Source organism: Gemmobacter lanyuensis (genome assembly GCF_014652355.1).
GTDB classification, from domain to species: domain Bacteria; phylum Pseudomonadota; class Alphaproteobacteria; order Rhodobacterales; family Rhodobacteraceae; genus Gemmobacter; species Gemmobacter lanyuensis.
The window spans coordinates 213,637-228,393 of sequence record NZ_BMYQ01000003.1 but is presented as its reverse complement, the minus strand read 5'-3'; the positions used below and the strand labels follow the sequence as shown (position 1 = coordinate 228,393).

Genomic DNA, 14,757 nt, shown 5'->3' with positions numbered 1-14,757 from the left:
GGTGTGACGCCCCGTCAACCGGGAGATGATGGCTGGATGGTCCGCGGGAGGCTTGCGTGCTGTCTGGCATCGCGGTCAAAATCGCGGCAGAAGGGACCAAGGTCAAGACGCGAGAGAGGTGCCGCATGAAACTATGGGTGGGTCTGGGCAACCCCGGTCCAAAATACGCCGGCAACCGCCACAACATCGGCTTCATGGCGCTGGACCGCATCGCTGCCGACCACGGCTTTGGCCCCTGGCGCAAGGGGTTTCAGGGGCTGGTGTCGGAAGGCCGCTTCGGATCGGAAAAGGTGATCCTGCTGAAGCCCGAAACCTTCATGAACCTCTCGGGGCAATCGGTGGGCGAGGCGCTGCGCTTTCACAAGCTGACCCCCGCCGATGTGACCGTTTTTCATGATGAGCTTGACCTTGCCCCCGGCAAGATCCGGGTCAAGACAGGCGGCGGCCATGCGGGCCATAACGGGCTGCGGTCGATCCACGCCCATATCGGCGAGGCTTACCACCGCCTGCGTCTGGGCATCGGCCACCCCGGCCACAAGGATGCCGTGGCGGCCTATGTGCTGCATGATTTCGGCAAGGCCGATCAGGACTGGCTGGAGGATCTGCTGCGCGGCATCTCGGACGGGGCGGGCGATCTTGCGGCGGACGATTCGGCGCGCTTTCTGAATGCCGTGGCGTTGCGTACCGCGCCCCCGCGCCCCTCGACGGGGACGGCGCGGCCGGAAGGGGCCGCCCCAAAGGCGCCCGAAGCAAAGCCCATGGCGAAACCCGCCCCGGCCAAGCCCGAAGCCGATGCCCCCGCCGACCCGCGCAGCGCGCTGCAAAAGCTCGCCGACAAGTTCCGCTGACGGAAGGATGACCATGCGCCGCCTGCTCAAAGCTCTCGGAGTTGTGCTGATCCTGCTCCTCGCGCTGGGGCTGTGGAAGCGCGAGGATATCTTGCGGCTGCATGCCGTGCTGACGCTGTTCGATCAGGACCGCATCGTGCAGAACTTCAGCCATATGGACGCGGCCTTCCTTTCGGTCCCTGTGCCGCGCGGCAAGGGGCCGGCGCTTCCCCTGCCCGCAGGAAAGCCCCTCACCCTGCCGCCAGAGGCACAGGACTGGATCGGCCAGCGCAGCGTCGGGGCGCTGGTGGTGCTTCGGAACGGGGAAATCCGCCACGAAAGCTATGGCCTTGGCACGGGCCCGATGGACCGGCGCATCAGCTGGTCGGTGGCGAAAAGCTTTCTGTCCGCGCTGATGGGCACCCTGATTGCCGATGGGCAACTGGATCTGGACCAGCCGGTCGAAACCTATGTCCCTGCCCTGCGCGGATCGGCCTATGAAGGCGCCACGGTGCGGCAGGTTGCCAATATGACCTCGGGCGTGGCCTTTGATGAGGATTACCTCAAGTTTTCAAGCGATATCAACCGCATGGGCAGGGTTCTGGCCCTTGGCGGATCAATGGATGACTTTGCCGCCGGGCTGACCGCCCGCAGCACCGCCCCCGGCACGACCTGGACCTATGTGTCCATCGACACCCATATCCTTGGCATGGTGATCCGGGGGGCCACCGGGCGCGGCATCGTTGACCTGATGTCGGAACGGATCGTCCAGCCGCTGGGTCTGGAAAGCGAACCCTATTACCTGACCGACGGTCTGGGCGAACCCTTCGTGCTGGGTGGGCTGAACATGATAACCCGCGATTATGCCCGGCTGGGAGAGCTGTTCCGCCTGCATGGCCGCATCGGCACCCGCCAGATCGTGCCGGCCGATTGGGTGGACCAATCCACCCGCCCGCAGGCCAACACGCCCCCCGGGAAGATGGGCTATGGCTATCAATGGTGGATCCCGCAGAATGCCGAATCCGGCGAATTTCTGGCCCAAGGGGTTTACGGGCAGTTCCTTTATGTCAATCGCCGCGCAGGCGTGACGATTGCAGTAAATTCTGCCGACCGGGGCTTTACCGAACCGGGGGTCGAGGCGCAGAATATCCGCATGTTCCGCACCCTTACCGCCGCATTGGAGGCCCAGGATGGCTGAGAAGGACGCATCCGTGAACGTCTTGGGCGGGCCGCTTGACAGCTGCTCGACCCGGCCGATGACCGGGTTCTGGCGCAACGGATGTTGCGATACCGGCCCCGCCGATGTCGGGCGGCACACCGTCTGCGCGGTGATGACCGAGGAATTCCTCGCGATGTCGAAATATCTGGGCAATGACCTGTCAACGCCCCGTCCGGAATTCGGCTTTGCAGGGCTGAAGGCCGGGGACAGCTGGTGCCTCTGCGCCGCGCGCTTCCTGCAGGCGCATGAAGAGGGCGCGGCCCCCCGCATCCGCCTTGCCGCCACCCATATCCGCACGCTGGACGTGGTGCCCCTGTCGATCCTGCGCCAATACGCGGATGATGCGCCTCAGGCCACCTGACCCAGCTTGCGTTCGGCCTTGCTTGGCACACCTTCCGGGCGCAAGCGGCTATCGTCGCGCATGAGTTCCTCGATGAACAGGCTCAGAAGCTGCGGTCGTCCGCTGACACCGGCCTTGCGATAGATCGCATTGGTCTGCGCCTTCACCGTCCCCTCCGAGGTTTCGCGCAAGGCGGCAATCTCAGCCGTGGACAGGCCCTTGATCGCAAAGAGCGCGACATCCCGCTCGGCAGGGGTCAGGCCCCATTCGGCAAAGCGTTCCGCCAGCAGTTCCGAAAAGGCGCCCGCGGCGCGGCGCAGACGCTCTTGCGCGTCATTGCGCTCCTGCAGCACCCGCCACAGCGCAAAGGCGCCAAGGCCCAGCCCAAGAAGCAGCCCGAAGGCCGCGCAAATCTCCAGCACCTCGCGCAGTTCCCAAGCGATCGGGATCGACCGGAACCCGATCAGCGAAGACAGGATATCGCTGATGAAAACGGCGGCGCAGACCAGCTGCACCGTCAGCAGCAAACCGATGCTGATGGCCCCGCGGCTACGTCGGATGCGCCCCGCCATTCCCCGGAAGGCCAACCTCATTCGGCGGAATCCTGACGCACATCCTCGACCGCCGCCCCAAGGTCGATCAGTTCGGGCGCCGCGCCATTTGCCACCGCCCCCACAGCGGCAGGGGTTGACGCCACGCTGTCGCCTTCGCTTTCCCGCCCGTCCGAGGCATAGCGCGGCACATGGGTCACATAATCCCGCAGGATTTCGCCTGTCGCCGGGTTCAGAACGATCTCACGCCGGGTGCTGCCCTTGTGGGCGTCGATCCGCAAACGGCCAAGCAGGGTGTAGGAAACCTCGATCCCCCCATAGCCCTGCGCCTTGAGTTGCCGCGTCAGCGCAGCATCAAGATCCTCGGCCGAAACAGAAGCACCGGATGCGATCAGCAGCACCGCAAGCAGAAACGTCCTCATCACATCACTCCGACCTTCAGGCCCATATCGGGATCAGGTGGTGCCACCCCGCTTCGGGGGATGGCGCCCTGTCGTCATCGTCTCATGCCCCGCCGAACCGGGTCAAGCGGGGCACACCACGGTCAATCCGGGCAATACATATTGCGCGGATCGCCACCGCACTGGCCGGACGACCCGTTGGTGCTGCGCTGCGCGTCGGCGACGGGGGCCGAGGTCGGCATGCCGGTCGTCGAAATCACATCCCGAATCTCTTCCGGCGACGCGCCACCATCTTCCATCATCACCGGGTCATCGACCACGACCTCGATGCCTTCACCCTCGACCACATCTGCCATCACAGGCTCGTCTTCGGTCCCGGGCTCAACGCCGGTGCTGGTGCAGGCTTCGCAGAAATCGGGCGAGCCGCCGATCCACATCACACCATCGTCATCCTCGGGCACCGGGTCCACAAGGACCTCATCGACCGGAATATCATCCACCGGTGCGGGATCGACCAGAACCTCGTCAATCACCACCTCCGGCTCCGCCGGATCAACCTCGACACCGCCGGTCAGATCGACCTGTGCCTCGTCTTCGGCCGAAATCCGCACCACGTCTGCGGCGCTTCCCTGCCCTGTCGGAACCACATGCGTCCAGGCCCCGGCCTGCCCGACCACAAGCGCCGAAAGCGCCACCCCCACCCAAAGACTCCGCGTATTCACGATTTTCATTATTTGCTCCTGTCACGCATGACCTGCTCACTCATCTGCTCCGAGATTCGGGTCCCGGTGGAACCCCCGCTCGGCAGGCCGAAGTCAGCACCCGAAGACAGGCGCTGTCCATGTGGCGATCGTTTAAAACAATGCCCCGGAAGACGGCTTCCGGGGCATAAACAAGAGTTTAGGGCCGTTTTTCACGCCGGCCGGATGGTCCGCTGATCGAAAGATCAGATCTTCATGTCGAAGTTGAGGTGCTTGGCCACAGTGAAGATGTCCTTGTCGCCGCGACCACACATGTTCATCACGATGATATGGTCCTTGGGCAGCGTCGGCGCGATCTTGATCACATGGGCCAGCGCATGGCTCGGCTCCAGCGCCGGGATGATCCCCTCCAGCTTGCAGCACAGCTGGAAGGCCTCCAGCGCCTCGGCGTCGGTGATGCTCACATATTGCGCGCGGCCAATGTCATGCAGCCAGGCATGTTCCGGCCCGATCCCGGGATAGTCGAGCCCGGCGGAAATCGAGAAGCCCTCAAGGATCTGCCCGTCCTCATCCTGCAGCAGATAGGTGCGGTTCCCGTGCAGCACCCCCGGGCGCCCGCCGGTCAGGCTGGCGCAATGCTGCATCCGGTCGTCAACACCTTTGCCACCAGCCTCAACCCCGATGATGTTCACCGAGGGATCGTCGAGGAAGGGATAGAACAGGCCCATGGCGTTTGACCCCCCCCCGATTGCGGCCACGACGGTGTCGGGCAAACGCCCCTCACCTTCCTGCTCGGCCAACTGCCAGCGCACTTCCTTGCCGATGATCGACTGAAAATCCCGCACCATCGCCGGATAGGGATGCGGCCCCGCCACGGTGCCGATGCAATAGAAGGTGTCGCGCACATTAGTCACCCAGTCGCGCAGCGCATCGTTCATCGCATCCTTGAGCGTGCCGCGCCCGCTGGTCACCGGCACCACCTCAGCGCCCAAAAGCCGCATGCGGAAGACGTTCGGCGCCTGCCGCTCCACATCATGCGCGCCCATGTAGACCACGCATTTCAGCCCGAACTTGGCACAGACTGTCGCCGTCGCCACACCATGCTGGCCCGCCCCGGTTTCTGCGATGATGCGCGTCTTGCCCATGCGCCGCGCCAGAATGATCTGCCCCAGCACGTTGTTGATCTTGTGAGCGCCCGTATGGTTCAGCTCATCCCGCTTGAGATAGATCTTTGCCCCGCCCAGCTCCTCGGTCAGCCGCGGCGCAAAATAGAGCGGCGACGGACGGCCGACATAATGCTTCCACAGATCATCCATCTCGGCCCAGAAGGTCGGGTCGGTCTTGGCATGCTCATACTGCGCCTCGAGATCGAGGATAAGCGGCATGAGGGTCTCGGATACGAAGCGCCCTCCGAAAATGCCGAACCGGCCCTGTTCGTCCGGTCCCGTCATGAAGCTGTTGATCCCGTCCTCGGCCATTGCATCCCCCTGTCTTTGCTGCCTTGGTGTAGCCTTCTTGCCGCGCGGGGAAAAGGGGGGCTGTCTGCCCCCCATCGTGCTCTGCACGATTCCCCCCGAGGATATTTGCAGGACAGAAAATGATATCCCCCATCCTGCTATTTTCTGTCTGAAAATATCCTCGGGGGTGAATTGGGCCGCAGGCCCAAGAGGGGGCAGACAGCCCCCTCTGTGTGAGGGGTCAGCCGGGCATCCGGAAGCCGGAGGGGCGTTGTGCGGCGCGGGTGAAGGCCGCGATACGGGCCGGGTCTTTCTGGCCAGGGGCAGATTCGACGCCGGAGGAGACATCGACCTGGCGGGCATTGGTCAGGCGGATGGCCTCGGCCACGTTGTCCGGTGTCAGGCCACCCGCGAGCATCCAGGGGCGCAGCCAGCGGCGTTGGGCGACGAGGCGCCAGTCGAAGGACAGGCCGTTGCCGCCGGGCAGGTCGGCATTACGGGGGGGTTTCGCATCGATCAGCAGCTGGTCGGCGACGGTTGCATAATCGAAGATCGCGGCGAGATCGCCTTCATCGGCCACGCCCACCGCCTTCATTACCGGCAAGCCGTAGCGGGCGCGCACTTCGGCCACGCGGTCGGGGCTTTCGTAGCCGTGAAGCTGCATCATGTCCAGCGGCACGGATTCGGTGATGGCATCCAGCAGCGCATCATCGGCATCCACGGTCAGCGCCACCTTGGCAAGCCCCACCGGGGCGGCGAGGGCGAGGGTGCGGGCCTCGGCGATCGTCACATGGCGCGGGCTTTTGGGGAAGAAGACGAAGCCTGCATAATGGGCGCCAGCGGCCGCAACCGCCGCGACATCGGCTTCGGTCCGCAGACCGCAGATTTTCACTCGGATATCGGTCATCTCAGGGCTTCTTCTGCAGCAGGGCCAGAACGTCATCCTGCACCACGCCCTTGGCATCCTGCATCTGGGCCAGTTCGCGTTGCAGGCGGCGCGCTTCGGCGGTTTTGGAGGCGGCTTCAGAGCGGTGGCGATGTTCGCGCAGCCATTCCCACACGAATCCCACCAGCAGACCCAGCGCCACACCGCCGAAGATCACCGCAAAGAGCGGCAGTTCCCTCTGCCATTGCCAGCCCGTCAACACCGCGATGTCATCGGGCAAAAGCTGCACCAACACAGGTGCGCGATTAGCCATGGCCAGCACCAGAAGCGCGAAGGCGATGGCCAAAAGGATGAGGTAACGCAGATAGCGCAGCATCGGACCTGCGGCCCCCTTTTCTTCCGTCTCAGGCCTTGCCGTTCAACCGGTCACGCAGCAGCTTGCCGGTCTTGAAGAACGGGACTTTCTTGTCCTCGACTTCGACCGCCTCGCCGGTACGGGGGTTGCGGCCAACGCGGGCATCCCGCGCCTTGACCGAGAAGGCCCCGAAGCCGCGAAGCTCGACCCGGTCGCCCTTGGCCAAGGCCTCGATGATTTCCTCGAACACGGTGTTCACGATCCGCTCGACATGGCGTTGCGTGAGATGCGGGTTTTCGTCCGCGATTTTCTGGATCAGTTCCGAACGGATCATCCGAAAAGTCCCCTCCCCCGGGGCAGAGTGGCAACGCCCACGTTCTTGTTCTTAGGGGACTATAAGCAAGAATTTCCAAGGCTCAAAAGGAAAAGCCGTGAAATCGCGGTAACTTGGCCATTCGGGGCGGCAAAAAACCGCCACAAAAGGCACAGGCCCCGCCGGATGGCGGGGCCTGCGACCACAATCAGCCGTTCAGATCAGTTACGATCCGAACCCTTGAGCGCGGCGCCCAGGATATCGCCCAGCGAAGCGCCCGAATCGGACGAGCCATACTGTTCGACGGCTTCTTTCTCTTCGGCAATCTCGCGGGCCTTGATCGACAGGCCCAGACGGCGGGTCTTGGCGTCGACGTTGGTCACGCGCACATCGACCTTGTCGCCAACCTGGAAGCGCTCGGGGCGCTGGTCGGCACGGTCACGGGCGAGGTCCGAACGACGGATGAAGGACTTCATGCCGTTGTATTCGACTTCCACGCCGCCATCTTCGATCGCGGTCACGGACACGGTGATGACCGAGCCACGCTTCACGCCGTCAACGGCATCGGAGAAGGTGTCGTCGCCCAGAGCCTTGATCGAGAGCGAGATACGCTCTTTCTCGATGTCCACTTCGGTGACGGCGGCCTTGACCACGTCGCCCTTGCGGTAGTTCTGGATGGCTTCTTCGCCGCGCTGGTCCCACGACAGGTCGGACAGGTGAACCATGCCGTCGATGTCGTTTTCCAGACCGATGAACAGACCGAATTCGGTGATGTTCTTGACTTCGCCTTCGATGGCCGAGCCAACCGGGTGGTTCTCAGCGAAGACTTCCCACGGATTGCGCTGGGTCTGCTTGAGACCGAGCGACACGCGGCGCTTGGCGCTGTCGATTTCCAGAACCATGACGTCGACTTCTTGCGAGGTCGAAACGATCTTGCCGGGGTGCACGTTCTTCTTGGTCCAGGACATTTCCGAAACGTGGACCAGACCTTCGACGCCGGCTTCCAGCTCCACGAAGGCGCCGTAGTCGGTGATGTTGGTCACGCGGCCCTTGTGGACCGAACCCAGCGGATAGGCGCGCTCGACCGCATCCCACGGATCCGACTGCAGCTGCTTCATGCCGAGGCTGATGCGGTGGGTTTCCTTGTTGATCTTGATGACCTGGACCTTGACGGTCTCGCCGATCGACAGGATCTCGGACGGGTGGTTCACACGGCGCCATGCCATGTCGGTGACGTGCAGCAGGCCGTCAACGCCGCCCAGGTCAACGAAGGCACCGTATTCGGTGATGTTCTTGACCACGCCATCCACGGTCTGCCCTTCGGACAGGTTCGAGATGACTTCGGCGCGCTGTTCGGCACGCGATTCTTCGAGGATCGCACGACGCGAGACAACGATGTTGCCGCGACGACGGTCCATCTTCAGGATCTGGAACGGCTGCTTGATGCCCATCAGCGGGCCAGCATCGCGCACGGGGCGCACATCCACTTGCGAGCCCGGCAGGAACGCAACAGCGCCGCCCAGATCGACCGTGAAGCCACCCTTGACGCGGCCGAAGATCGCGCCTTCGACGCGGGTCTCGTTGGCGTAGGCTTTTTCCAGACGGTCCCACGCTTCTTCGCGGCGGGCCTTGTCACGCGAGATGACAGCTTCGCCACGGGCGTTTTCGACGCGGTCCAGATAGACCTCGACTTCGTCGCCGACGTTGATCGAGGGCGCTTCACCGGGGTTTGCGAATTCTTTCAGGTCAACGCGGCCTTCCATCTTGTAGCCGACGTCGATGATGGCCTGGCCCGCTTCGATAGCGATGACGCGGCCTTTGACAACCGTACCCTCTTCGGGGGTGTCAATCTCAAAGCTCTCTTTCAGAAGGGCTTCGAATTCATCCATGGATGCTTTAGCGCACATATGCAGTTAGTTCCTTTGTCATGGTTTTCTGGCCATGCGGTTGGCTCCGCCGGTCTTTGGTGGCCCCGAAAAACAGCCGACCGTGCCGGGAATCCGGACGGTCGAGTCTGCGCGGGATGGGGGGCTTCTAGCGGCTTTGCCCCTTGCGGGCAAGCAAAAGCGGCATCCGGCCGGGCATCAGCCCTGCGGCAGGGCGCGGCGCACCTCGGCACAGGCGGCGGCGATGGCCTCGGCGATCGACAGATCGGAGGTGTCGATCACCACAGCCTCATCGGCGGCACGCATGGGGGCCGAGGCGCGGCCCGCATCGCGCATGTCGCGCTCGATCACCTCGCGCAGGACCTGGTCATAATCGCCGCCCAGTTCCGCCCAGCGACGCTTGGCACGCACTTCGGCGCTGGCGGTGACGAAAAGCTTCACCTCGGCATCGGGGCAGATCACGGTGCCGATGTCGCGCCCGTCCAGCACGGCGCCGCCCTCACGCCGGGCAAAGCGGCGTTGGAAATCCACCAGGGCCGCGCGCACATCCGGCAGGGCCGCGACGCGGCTTGCGGCCTGACCGGCCTCAAGCGTGCGCAGATCATCGCGGGCGAGATCCTCAGGCGACAGGGTTTGCGCCGCCTGCACGGGGTCACCGCCCTTGGCGCCCACGGCGCGGTAAAGCGCCCCGGTGTCCAAGTGGGCAAAGCCGAATGCCTCGGCCACGGCGCGGCTGATCGTGCCCTTCCCTGCCGCTGCCGGCCCGTCAATCGCCACCGTGAAGATCATCGTCTCGCCTCCGTCTCTTTTGCCCCATAACGGCGGGGCGCCGCCGAATGTTCGCGCCGTTGCGTCAGCCGCGGTCGAGAGTGGCGCCCAGACCCGTCATCAGCCCCTCGAAAATCGGGAAAGAAGTCACGATGGGCGAGGCGTCATCAACCGAAACCGGCTTTTGCGCGGCCATGCCGGCGACAAGGAAGCTCATGGCGATGCGGTGATCAAGATGCGTCTTGGCGGTGGCGCCGCCGGGCATGCCGCCGGGACCCATGCCGTGGACGATCAGGGTATCCTCATCTTCTTCGATCTTCACGCCGCAGGCCTCAAGCCCGCGGGCCATGGCATCGATCCGGTCGCTTTCCTTCACGCGCAGCTCCTTCACGCCGCGCATGACGGTGGTGCCCGACGAAAACGCCGCGACAACCGACAGGATCGGATATTCATCGATCATCGAGGGCGCGCGTTCCGGCGGAACCTCGATGCCCTTCATATTGCCGCTGAAGCGGACGCGCAGGTCGGCGACCGGCTCGCCGCCCTCTTCGCGGGGGTTCTGGAATTCGATCTCGGCGCCCATTTCAGACAGGGTGATGTAAAGGCCATTGCGCGTCAGGTTCTGGCTGACCCCGGGGACAAGGATGTCCGATCCCTCGACGATCAGCGCCGCACAGACCGGGAAAGCGGCCGAGGACGGATCCCGCGGCACGGCCACGGTCTGCGGGCGCAATTCCGGCCGCCCGGTCAGGGTGATGACGCTGCCCTCGGCGGTCTTTTCGACGTGAAGCTGCGCGCCAAAGCCCAGCAGCATCCGTTCGGAATGGTCGCGCGTCGCTTCCTTTTCGATGACGACGGTTTCGCCCGGCGCGTTCAGACCGGCCAGCAGCACCGCCGATTTCACCTGCGCCGAGGCGACCGGCAGCGTGTAGCGCACCGGGACCGGATTGGCCGCGCCCACGATGGTCATGGGCAGACGCCCGCCCTGACGGCCATAGGCCCGCGCGCCGAACAGCGCGAGCGGATCGGTCACCCGCCCCATCGGGCGTTTGCGCAGCGAGGCGTCGCCCGTGAAGGTCGCCGTCATGTCGGTGGTGGCCATGCAGCCCATGATCAGCCGCACGCCCGTGCCGGAATTGCCGCAATCGATCACATCGGCGGGTTCGCGAAAGCCGCCCACGCCCACGCCCTGCACCGTCCAGCTACCCGGCCCATGCTGCGTGACCTCGGCCCCGAAGGCGCGCATGGCCTTGGCGGTATCCAGCACGTCCTGCCCTTCCAGCAAGCCGGAAATGCGGGTTTCGCCCACGGCCATCGCCCCGAAGATCAGCGCGCGATGGGAAATCGACTTGTCCCCCGGCACGGCGGCGGTGCCCCGCAGCGGGCCCGACTTGCGGGCAGTCATCGGTTGCGCTTCGCCATGGCCGGACATTCGTCTCTCCCCTCGCAGAGTTGTGGTTCCGCGTTAGCGCAAGCGCAGCCCCCGGTCCAGCGCCCGCCCCCGATTTTTCGCGGAAAAATCGGCGCGGCGCGGGTCAGCCGGGCGGGGCTTCCCCCAGCCAGATCGCCGGATTGGTTTCCGCGATCTGGCGAAAGAGCGCCGACCCCAGCCCCATCCGCAGCCGCACCGCCATGGCGCGTTCCGACAGATCCTCTTGCCGGGTCATGTAGAAATCCGACCCGAAGAGCGTGCGCGCCCGCACCCGCGGATGTTTCAGGAACAGGCGCAGGAAGGGCAGGAACGCCTCGGATTGGAAAAGCGTATAGGACACATCGGTCCAGAGATTGGGAAATTCGCCGCTTTCGATCATCTCGCGCAGGGCGAGAAGGAAATTGTCCCGCAGGCCCGCGGGATCAAAAGGGTCGATCCCTTGGGCGACATAGCGTTCCCAATCGGACTGCCCGCCAAAATGGGCAAGATTGACCTGCAGCGCCGGAAAGGCGCGCAGCACCGGGGCAAAGGCGCGGGGATGGGACAGGCGGTCCGCCTCGGCCCGGGGCAGCGGCCCGGTGACACCCCCGCGCGAACAATGGCTGACCACCGCCAGACCGCGTTCGGCCAGCAGCGGATAGACCTCGCGCATCAGGACGGGATGGTCGGGCGCATAGCCAAGACGGGGGTAAAGCTTGAGCCCCCGAAACCCCAGATCCTCGATACAGCGGCGCACCTCGGCCGCGGCACCGGGCAGGCGCGGGTCGCAGGTGGCAAAGGGCAGGATCAGGCCGGGGTGGGCGGCGGCCAGTTCGGCGAGTTCGTCATGCTGGGCGGGCAGCGGCGCGGGCACAGCCCCGGCCCCGATCCCCGCCATCTGCATGGGCAGCACCACGAAGCGCGTGCCGCGCGGATATTGCGCCAGCAGCCGGGCAAAGATTTCCGCCTGCGTGCCAGAGGCGGCCTCACATTGAAAGCGGTGCAGACGCCGCAAAGATTGGGCCGCCCCCTCATGCCCCAGCAGCCGCGCCAGCGCCGCCAGCCCCCGCACCAGCCCCGGCGCCCGTTTGAAGGGCCAGATCAGCGGATGCGGATAGAACCGCGGCACATGACGATGGGTGAAAAGATGCGTGTGGCAATTGGTGATACGCATGGCAGGCTCCGGTTGCGGAACCTGCAGATTGCGCGGGGGTGGCAAACCGCGCCTTACCGCGGCGCGCGTTGCCTGCCCTCAGCCGTTGCGACGAAAGGTGAGGTAATGCGGATCGCGCCCTTCGCGCAGCGCCTTTTGTTCATAGCGGGTGGAAAGCCAATCTTCCCAGGCCGCGCCCTGCCCGGTCTGCGACACCAGCGTAAAGCCCGCAGGCGGGACCTCCTCCAGCGTCTGGCGGACGTAATCGGGAATATCGGTCGCAACCCGGAACTCGGCGCCCGGCTTCATCACGCGGGCCAGCAGGTCAAGATAGCCCGGCGTAACGAAGCGGCGGCGGTGGTGCCGCGCCTTGGGCCAGGGATCGGGGTAGTTGAGGAAGGTCTTGGACAGGCAGGCATCGGGCAGCACATCGAAGAGATCGCGCACATCGCCGGGGTGGATCGTCAGGTTTTCTGCCCCCGCCTCGCGGATCTTGCCCAGCAGCATGGCCACGCCATTCACGAAGGGTTCACAGCCGATGAGAAAGACATCAGGATTGCGGACGGCCATATGGACCAGATGTTCGCCGCCGCCAAAGCCCACTTCGAGCCAGAGCGGCCGCCCCCCGGTCAGGGTGGCGATATCGAGCGGCCGACGTTCGGGATTATCCTCGACCGTGACGCCCGGCAGGCGCACACGGCCCAGATCCTCGGCCAGGTATTGCTTCTGGCTGGCGCGCAGCGTCTTGCCATGGACCCGGCCATAGAAGTTGCGGCGCGCGGGGGTCTGATCTTGCGGGTGGTCGGTCATCGGGCGCTCCGTCGCGGGCAGGATCTGCGGTGGCTGAGGCATCGTGCTTTGGGGCGCAGGGCCTAGCGGGGCGGAAGCAGCGCGTCAAGCGGGCGTGGCGCGGGCGGCCCGCGCCGGGGGTTTCACACCCCCGGACCCCCGTGGGATATTTTCAGACAGAAAATGGGAAGGGGTCAGGCGACGCGCGAGGGGATGCGGCCTTCGAGCCAGCGAAAGAGAAGGACAATGAGGCCGGTGATCGCCATATAGATCACGGCGAGGAGGAGGAGCGGTTCATAGGTGATGAAGGTGTCCTGCCGCACCCGGCTAGCCACGGCATAGATATCGACCACGGTGATGGTGGCGACGAGGGGCGTGGCCTTGAGCTGCAGCACGGTTTCCCCGCCGAGTGTGGGCAGGGCGCGATGCAGGGCCTGGGGCAACCAGATCCGGCGCAGCAGGGTGAGGCGTGGCATGCCCATGGCGCGGGCGGCTTCGAGCTGGCCTTTGGGGACGCCGCGGAAGGCGCCACGCAGGACCTCACCCTCATACCCCGCGAAGCTGAGCGTCAGGGTCAGAAGGCCATAGGGCCAGGCATGACGCAGGAGGGGCCAGAGGTCGCTGTTGCGGATCCAGGGGATCGAGGGGAAGAGCGAGCCGAGGCCGTAGTAGAGGAGCCAGAGCTGGAGGAGGAGCGGCGTGCCGCGGATCACCGTGCAGAAGCCGCGCGCCGGGGCGGCAAGCCACCAAGGGCCGGCTGCCTGGGCAAGGCCAAGGGGAATGGCGAGCATCAGGCCCAGCGCGGCGGAAAGCACCAGAAGCCAGATCGTGCGCCAGAGGCCCAGCGCGGCAAGGCCCGCATAATCGGGAACCCAGTCCCAGCGGAGGGTTGTGGCGCTCCAGCCAATCAAGGCGAGGGCGACGAGGGCCATGATGATGCGGTGAGGCTGACAGAACCCGGTCATCCGCGCACCTCGGGCAAGCCGCGGCGGGCGCGGCGTTCGAGCCGGGCAAAACCCCAGGTCGAAAGGATAGAGAGCAGCAGGTAAAGCAGCCCCGCCGCCATGAAGAAGGTGAAATAGGCCTTGGTGGCGCCTGCCGCCTGCCGCGTCTGCTGGGTGAGTTCGGCAAAGCCCACAACGGCAAGCAGGGCTGTATCCTTGGTGGCGATGAGCCAGAGGTTCGCAAGCCCCGGCAGCGCATTGGCGAGCATCAGGGGCAGCGTCACCCGGCGGGCCAGCAGCCCAGGCGGCATGCCCATGGCGCGCGCAGCCTCGATCTGGCCTACGGGGACGGATTGAATGGCGCCGCGCAGCACCTCGGTCGCATAGGCGCCCTGCACCACGCCAAGAACCGCGATCCCGGCGGCAAGGCCCGAAATCTGGATCCGCTCGTACCCGAAGGCCAGCAGGATCTGGTTCACGCTGTCGGTGACCGCGTAATAAAGGATGAGGATCAGCACCAGCTCCGGCACGGCCCTGACCACGGTGGTATAGACCGCCAGCAGATCGCGCAGGACCGGCCCGCCGTAAAGCTTGCCGAAGGCGCCCAGCGTGCCGAGGCCGAGGCCCAGCCCGAAGGCGCCAGCCGCGATCAGCACCGAATTGGCAAGCCCGCGCAGCAGGTTGCCCCCCCAACCCGGGGGAGCAAGTTGCAGCAGATCGAGCGTCGAGGCCGCCGCCCCGGCAAGCGCGGTCACG

Annotated in this window: 17 protein-coding genes; 3 read left to right on the top strand and 14 right to left on the bottom strand. The window is 65.2% G+C overall.

From position 1 onward, the window contains the following. Nucleotides 1-125: 125 nt before the first annotated feature. The 3 genes from pth to IE101_RS08160 are packed head-to-tail and all read left to right on the top strand — an operon-like array spanning nt 126 to nt 2,407. Nucleotides 126-848 (top strand): aminoacyl-tRNA hydrolase, encoded by a 723-nt coding sequence (gene pth, locus IE101_RS08170; protein ID WP_189633329.1) that lies wholly within the window; start codon nt 126-128, stop codon nt 846-848. A 13-nt stretch (nt 849-861) separates the two neighbouring features. After that, complete coding sequence (locus tag IE101_RS08165) at nt 862-2,025, top strand: serine hydrolase domain-containing protein (protein WP_189633382.1); 1,164 nt, start codon at nt 862-864, stop codon at nt 2,023-2,025. Further along, nucleotides 2,018-2,407, top strand: a complete 390-nt coding sequence (locus IE101_RS08160; protein ID WP_189633328.1) for a DUF2237 family protein — start codon at nt 2,018-2,020, stop codon at nt 2,405-2,407. Before IE101_RS08165 ends, IE101_RS08160 begins: the two co-directional genes overlap by 8 nt. Here IE101_RS08160 and IE101_RS08155 read toward each other — a convergent pair. The 14 genes from IE101_RS08155 to IE101_RS08090 form a co-directional block, all read right to left on the bottom strand. Beyond that, nucleotides 2,395-2,979 carry a helix-turn-helix transcriptional regulator gene (locus tag IE101_RS08155; RefSeq protein ID WP_229804060.1) on the bottom strand — a complete coding sequence of 195 codons (585 nt, stop codon included), beginning with the start codon at nt 2,977-2,979 and terminating at the stop codon, nt 2,395-2,397. The two genes, IE101_RS08160 and IE101_RS08155, sit on opposite strands and share 13 nt — an antisense overlap. Next, entirely contained in the window at nt 2,976-3,359 is a 384-nt protein-coding gene (locus IE101_RS08150; RefSeq protein ID WP_189633327.1) for a hypothetical protein, read from the bottom strand. Before IE101_RS08150 ends, IE101_RS08155 begins: the two co-directional genes overlap by 4 nt. 122 nt (nt 3,360-3,481) lie before the next feature. Next, on the bottom strand, nt 3,482-4,069 hold the full coding sequence (locus tag IE101_RS08145) for a hypothetical protein (RefSeq protein ID WP_189633326.1): 588 nt from the start codon (nt 4,067-4,069) through the stop codon (nt 3,482-3,484). Between the two features lie 215 nt (nt 4,070-4,284). Beyond that, nucleotides 4,285-5,517, bottom strand: coding sequence for a tryptophan synthase subunit beta (gene trpB, locus IE101_RS08140; RefSeq protein WP_189633325.1), 1,233 nt, complete (start codon nt 5,515-5,517; stop codon nt 4,285-4,287). A gap of 220 nt (nt 5,518-5,737) precedes the next feature. Continuing rightward, complete coding sequence (locus tag IE101_RS08135; RefSeq protein WP_189633324.1) at nt 5,738-6,403, bottom strand: phosphoribosylanthranilate isomerase; 666 nt, start codon at nt 6,401-6,403, stop codon at nt 5,738-5,740. 1 nt (nt 6,404) lies between these two features. Next, nucleotides 6,405-6,758 (bottom strand): lipopolysaccharide assembly protein LapA domain-containing protein, encoded by a 354-nt coding sequence (locus IE101_RS08130; RefSeq protein WP_308429866.1) that lies wholly within the window; start codon nt 6,756-6,758, stop codon nt 6,405-6,407. 28 nt (nt 6,759-6,786) lie between these two features. Beyond that, a complete protein-coding gene (ihfB, locus tag IE101_RS08125; RefSeq protein WP_189633323.1) occupies nt 6,787-7,071 on the bottom strand; it encodes an integration host factor subunit beta in 285 nt (94 codons plus the stop codon). A 200-nt stretch (nt 7,072-7,271) separates the two neighbouring features. After that, nucleotides 7,272-8,957 carry a 30S ribosomal protein S1 gene (gene rpsA, locus IE101_RS08120; RefSeq protein ID WP_189633322.1) on the bottom strand — a complete coding sequence of 562 codons (1,686 nt, stop codon included), beginning with the start codon at nt 8,955-8,957 and terminating at the stop codon, nt 7,272-7,274. Nucleotides 8,958-9,134: 177 nt separating this feature from the next. Then, nucleotides 9,135-9,725, bottom strand: coding sequence for a (d)CMP kinase (locus IE101_RS08115; protein WP_189633321.1), 591 nt, complete (start codon nt 9,723-9,725; stop codon nt 9,135-9,137). 64 nt (nt 9,726-9,789) lie between these two features. Next, entirely contained in the window at nt 9,790-11,136 is a 1,347-nt protein-coding gene (gene aroA / locus IE101_RS08110) for a 3-phosphoshikimate 1-carboxyvinyltransferase (protein WP_189633320.1), read from the bottom strand. A 103-nt stretch (nt 11,137-11,239) separates the two neighbouring features. After that, the gene (locus tag IE101_RS08105) at nt 11,240-12,289 is read right to left on the bottom strand and encodes an amidohydrolase family protein (protein ID WP_189633319.1); all 1,050 of its coding nucleotides are present in this window, start codon (nt 12,287-12,289) and stop codon (nt 11,240-11,242) included. A 78-nt stretch (nt 12,290-12,367) separates the two neighbouring features. Further along, the gene (trmB, locus tag IE101_RS08100; RefSeq protein WP_189633318.1) at nt 12,368-13,078 is read right to left on the bottom strand and encodes a tRNA (guanine(46)-N(7))-methyltransferase TrmB; all 711 of its coding nucleotides are present in this window, start codon (nt 13,076-13,078) and stop codon (nt 12,368-12,370) included. Nucleotides 13,079-13,251: 173 nt separating this feature from the next. Beyond that, the gene (locus IE101_RS08095) at nt 13,252-14,022 is read right to left on the bottom strand and encodes an ABC transporter permease (RefSeq protein ID WP_189633317.1); all 771 of its coding nucleotides are present in this window, start codon (nt 14,020-14,022) and stop codon (nt 13,252-13,254) included. Next, nucleotides 14,019-14,756 carry an ABC transporter permease gene (locus IE101_RS08090; RefSeq protein ID WP_189633316.1) on the bottom strand — a complete coding sequence of 246 codons (738 nt, stop codon included), beginning with the start codon at nt 14,754-14,756 and terminating at the stop codon, nt 14,019-14,021. The genes IE101_RS08095 and IE101_RS08090 overlap by 4 nt, the downstream gene beginning before the upstream one ends. Nucleotide 14,757: the final 1 nt, after the last annotated feature.

What these genes read in the sequence shown, in the direction of transcription:
- IE101_RS08115 (WP_189633321.1), bottom strand. Translation starts at nt 9,725, where the DNA reads ATGATCTTCACGGTGGCGATTGACGGGCCGGCAGCGGCAGGGAAGGGC.
- IE101_RS08145 (WP_189633326.1), bottom strand. Translation starts at nt 4,069, where the DNA reads ATGAAAATCGTGAATACGCGGAGTCTTTGGGTGGGGGTGGCGCTTTCG.
- trpB (WP_189633325.1), bottom strand. Translation starts at nt 5,517, where the DNA reads ATGGCCGAGGACGGGATCAACAGCTTCATGACGGGACCGGACGAACAG.
- IE101_RS08135 (WP_189633324.1), bottom strand. Translation starts at nt 6,403, where the DNA reads ATGACCGATATCCGAGTGAAAATCTGCGGTCTGCGGACCGAAGCCGAT.
- pth (WP_189633329.1), top strand. Translation starts at nt 126, where the DNA reads ATGAAACTATGGGTGGGTCTGGGCAACCCCGGTCCAAAATACGCCGGC.
- IE101_RS08160 (WP_189633328.1), top strand. Translation starts at nt 2,018, where the DNA reads ATGGCTGAGAAGGACGCATCCGTGAACGTCTTGGGCGGGCCGCTTGAC.
- aroA (WP_189633320.1), bottom strand. Translation starts at nt 11,136, where the DNA reads ATGTCCGGCCATGGCGAAGCGCAACCGATGACTGCCCGCAAGTCGGGC.
- trmB (WP_189633318.1), bottom strand. Translation starts at nt 13,078, where the DNA reads ATGACCGACCACCCGCAAGATCAGACCCCCGCGCGCCGCAACTTCTAT.
- IE101_RS08105 (WP_189633319.1), bottom strand. Translation starts at nt 12,289, where the DNA reads ATGCGTATCACCAATTGCCACACGCATCTTTTCACCCATCGTCATGTG.
- IE101_RS08150 (WP_189633327.1), bottom strand. Translation starts at nt 3,359, where the DNA reads ATGAGGACGTTTCTGCTTGCGGTGCTGCTGATCGCATCCGGTGCTTCT.
- IE101_RS08095 (WP_189633317.1), bottom strand. Translation starts at nt 14,022, where the DNA reads ATGACCGGGTTCTGTCAGCCTCACCGCATCATCATGGCCCTCGTCGCC.
- rpsA (WP_189633322.1), bottom strand. Translation starts at nt 8,957, where the DNA reads ATGTGCGCTAAAGCATCCATGGATGAATTCGAAGCCCTTCTGAAAGAG.
- IE101_RS08165 (WP_189633382.1), top strand. Translation starts at nt 862, where the DNA reads ATGCGCCGCCTGCTCAAAGCTCTCGGAGTTGTGCTGATCCTGCTCCTC.
- ihfB (WP_189633323.1), bottom strand. Translation starts at nt 7,071, where the DNA reads ATGATCCGTTCGGAACTGATCCAGAAAATCGCGGACGAAAACCCGCAT.
- IE101_RS08155 (WP_229804060.1), bottom strand. Translation starts at nt 2,979, where the DNA reads ATGAGGTTGGCCTTCCGGGGAATGGCGGGGCGCATCCGACGTAGCCGC.
- IE101_RS08130 (WP_308429866.1), bottom strand. Translation starts at nt 6,758, where the DNA reads ATGCTGCGCTATCTGCGTTACCTCATCCTTTTGGCCATCGCCTTCGCG.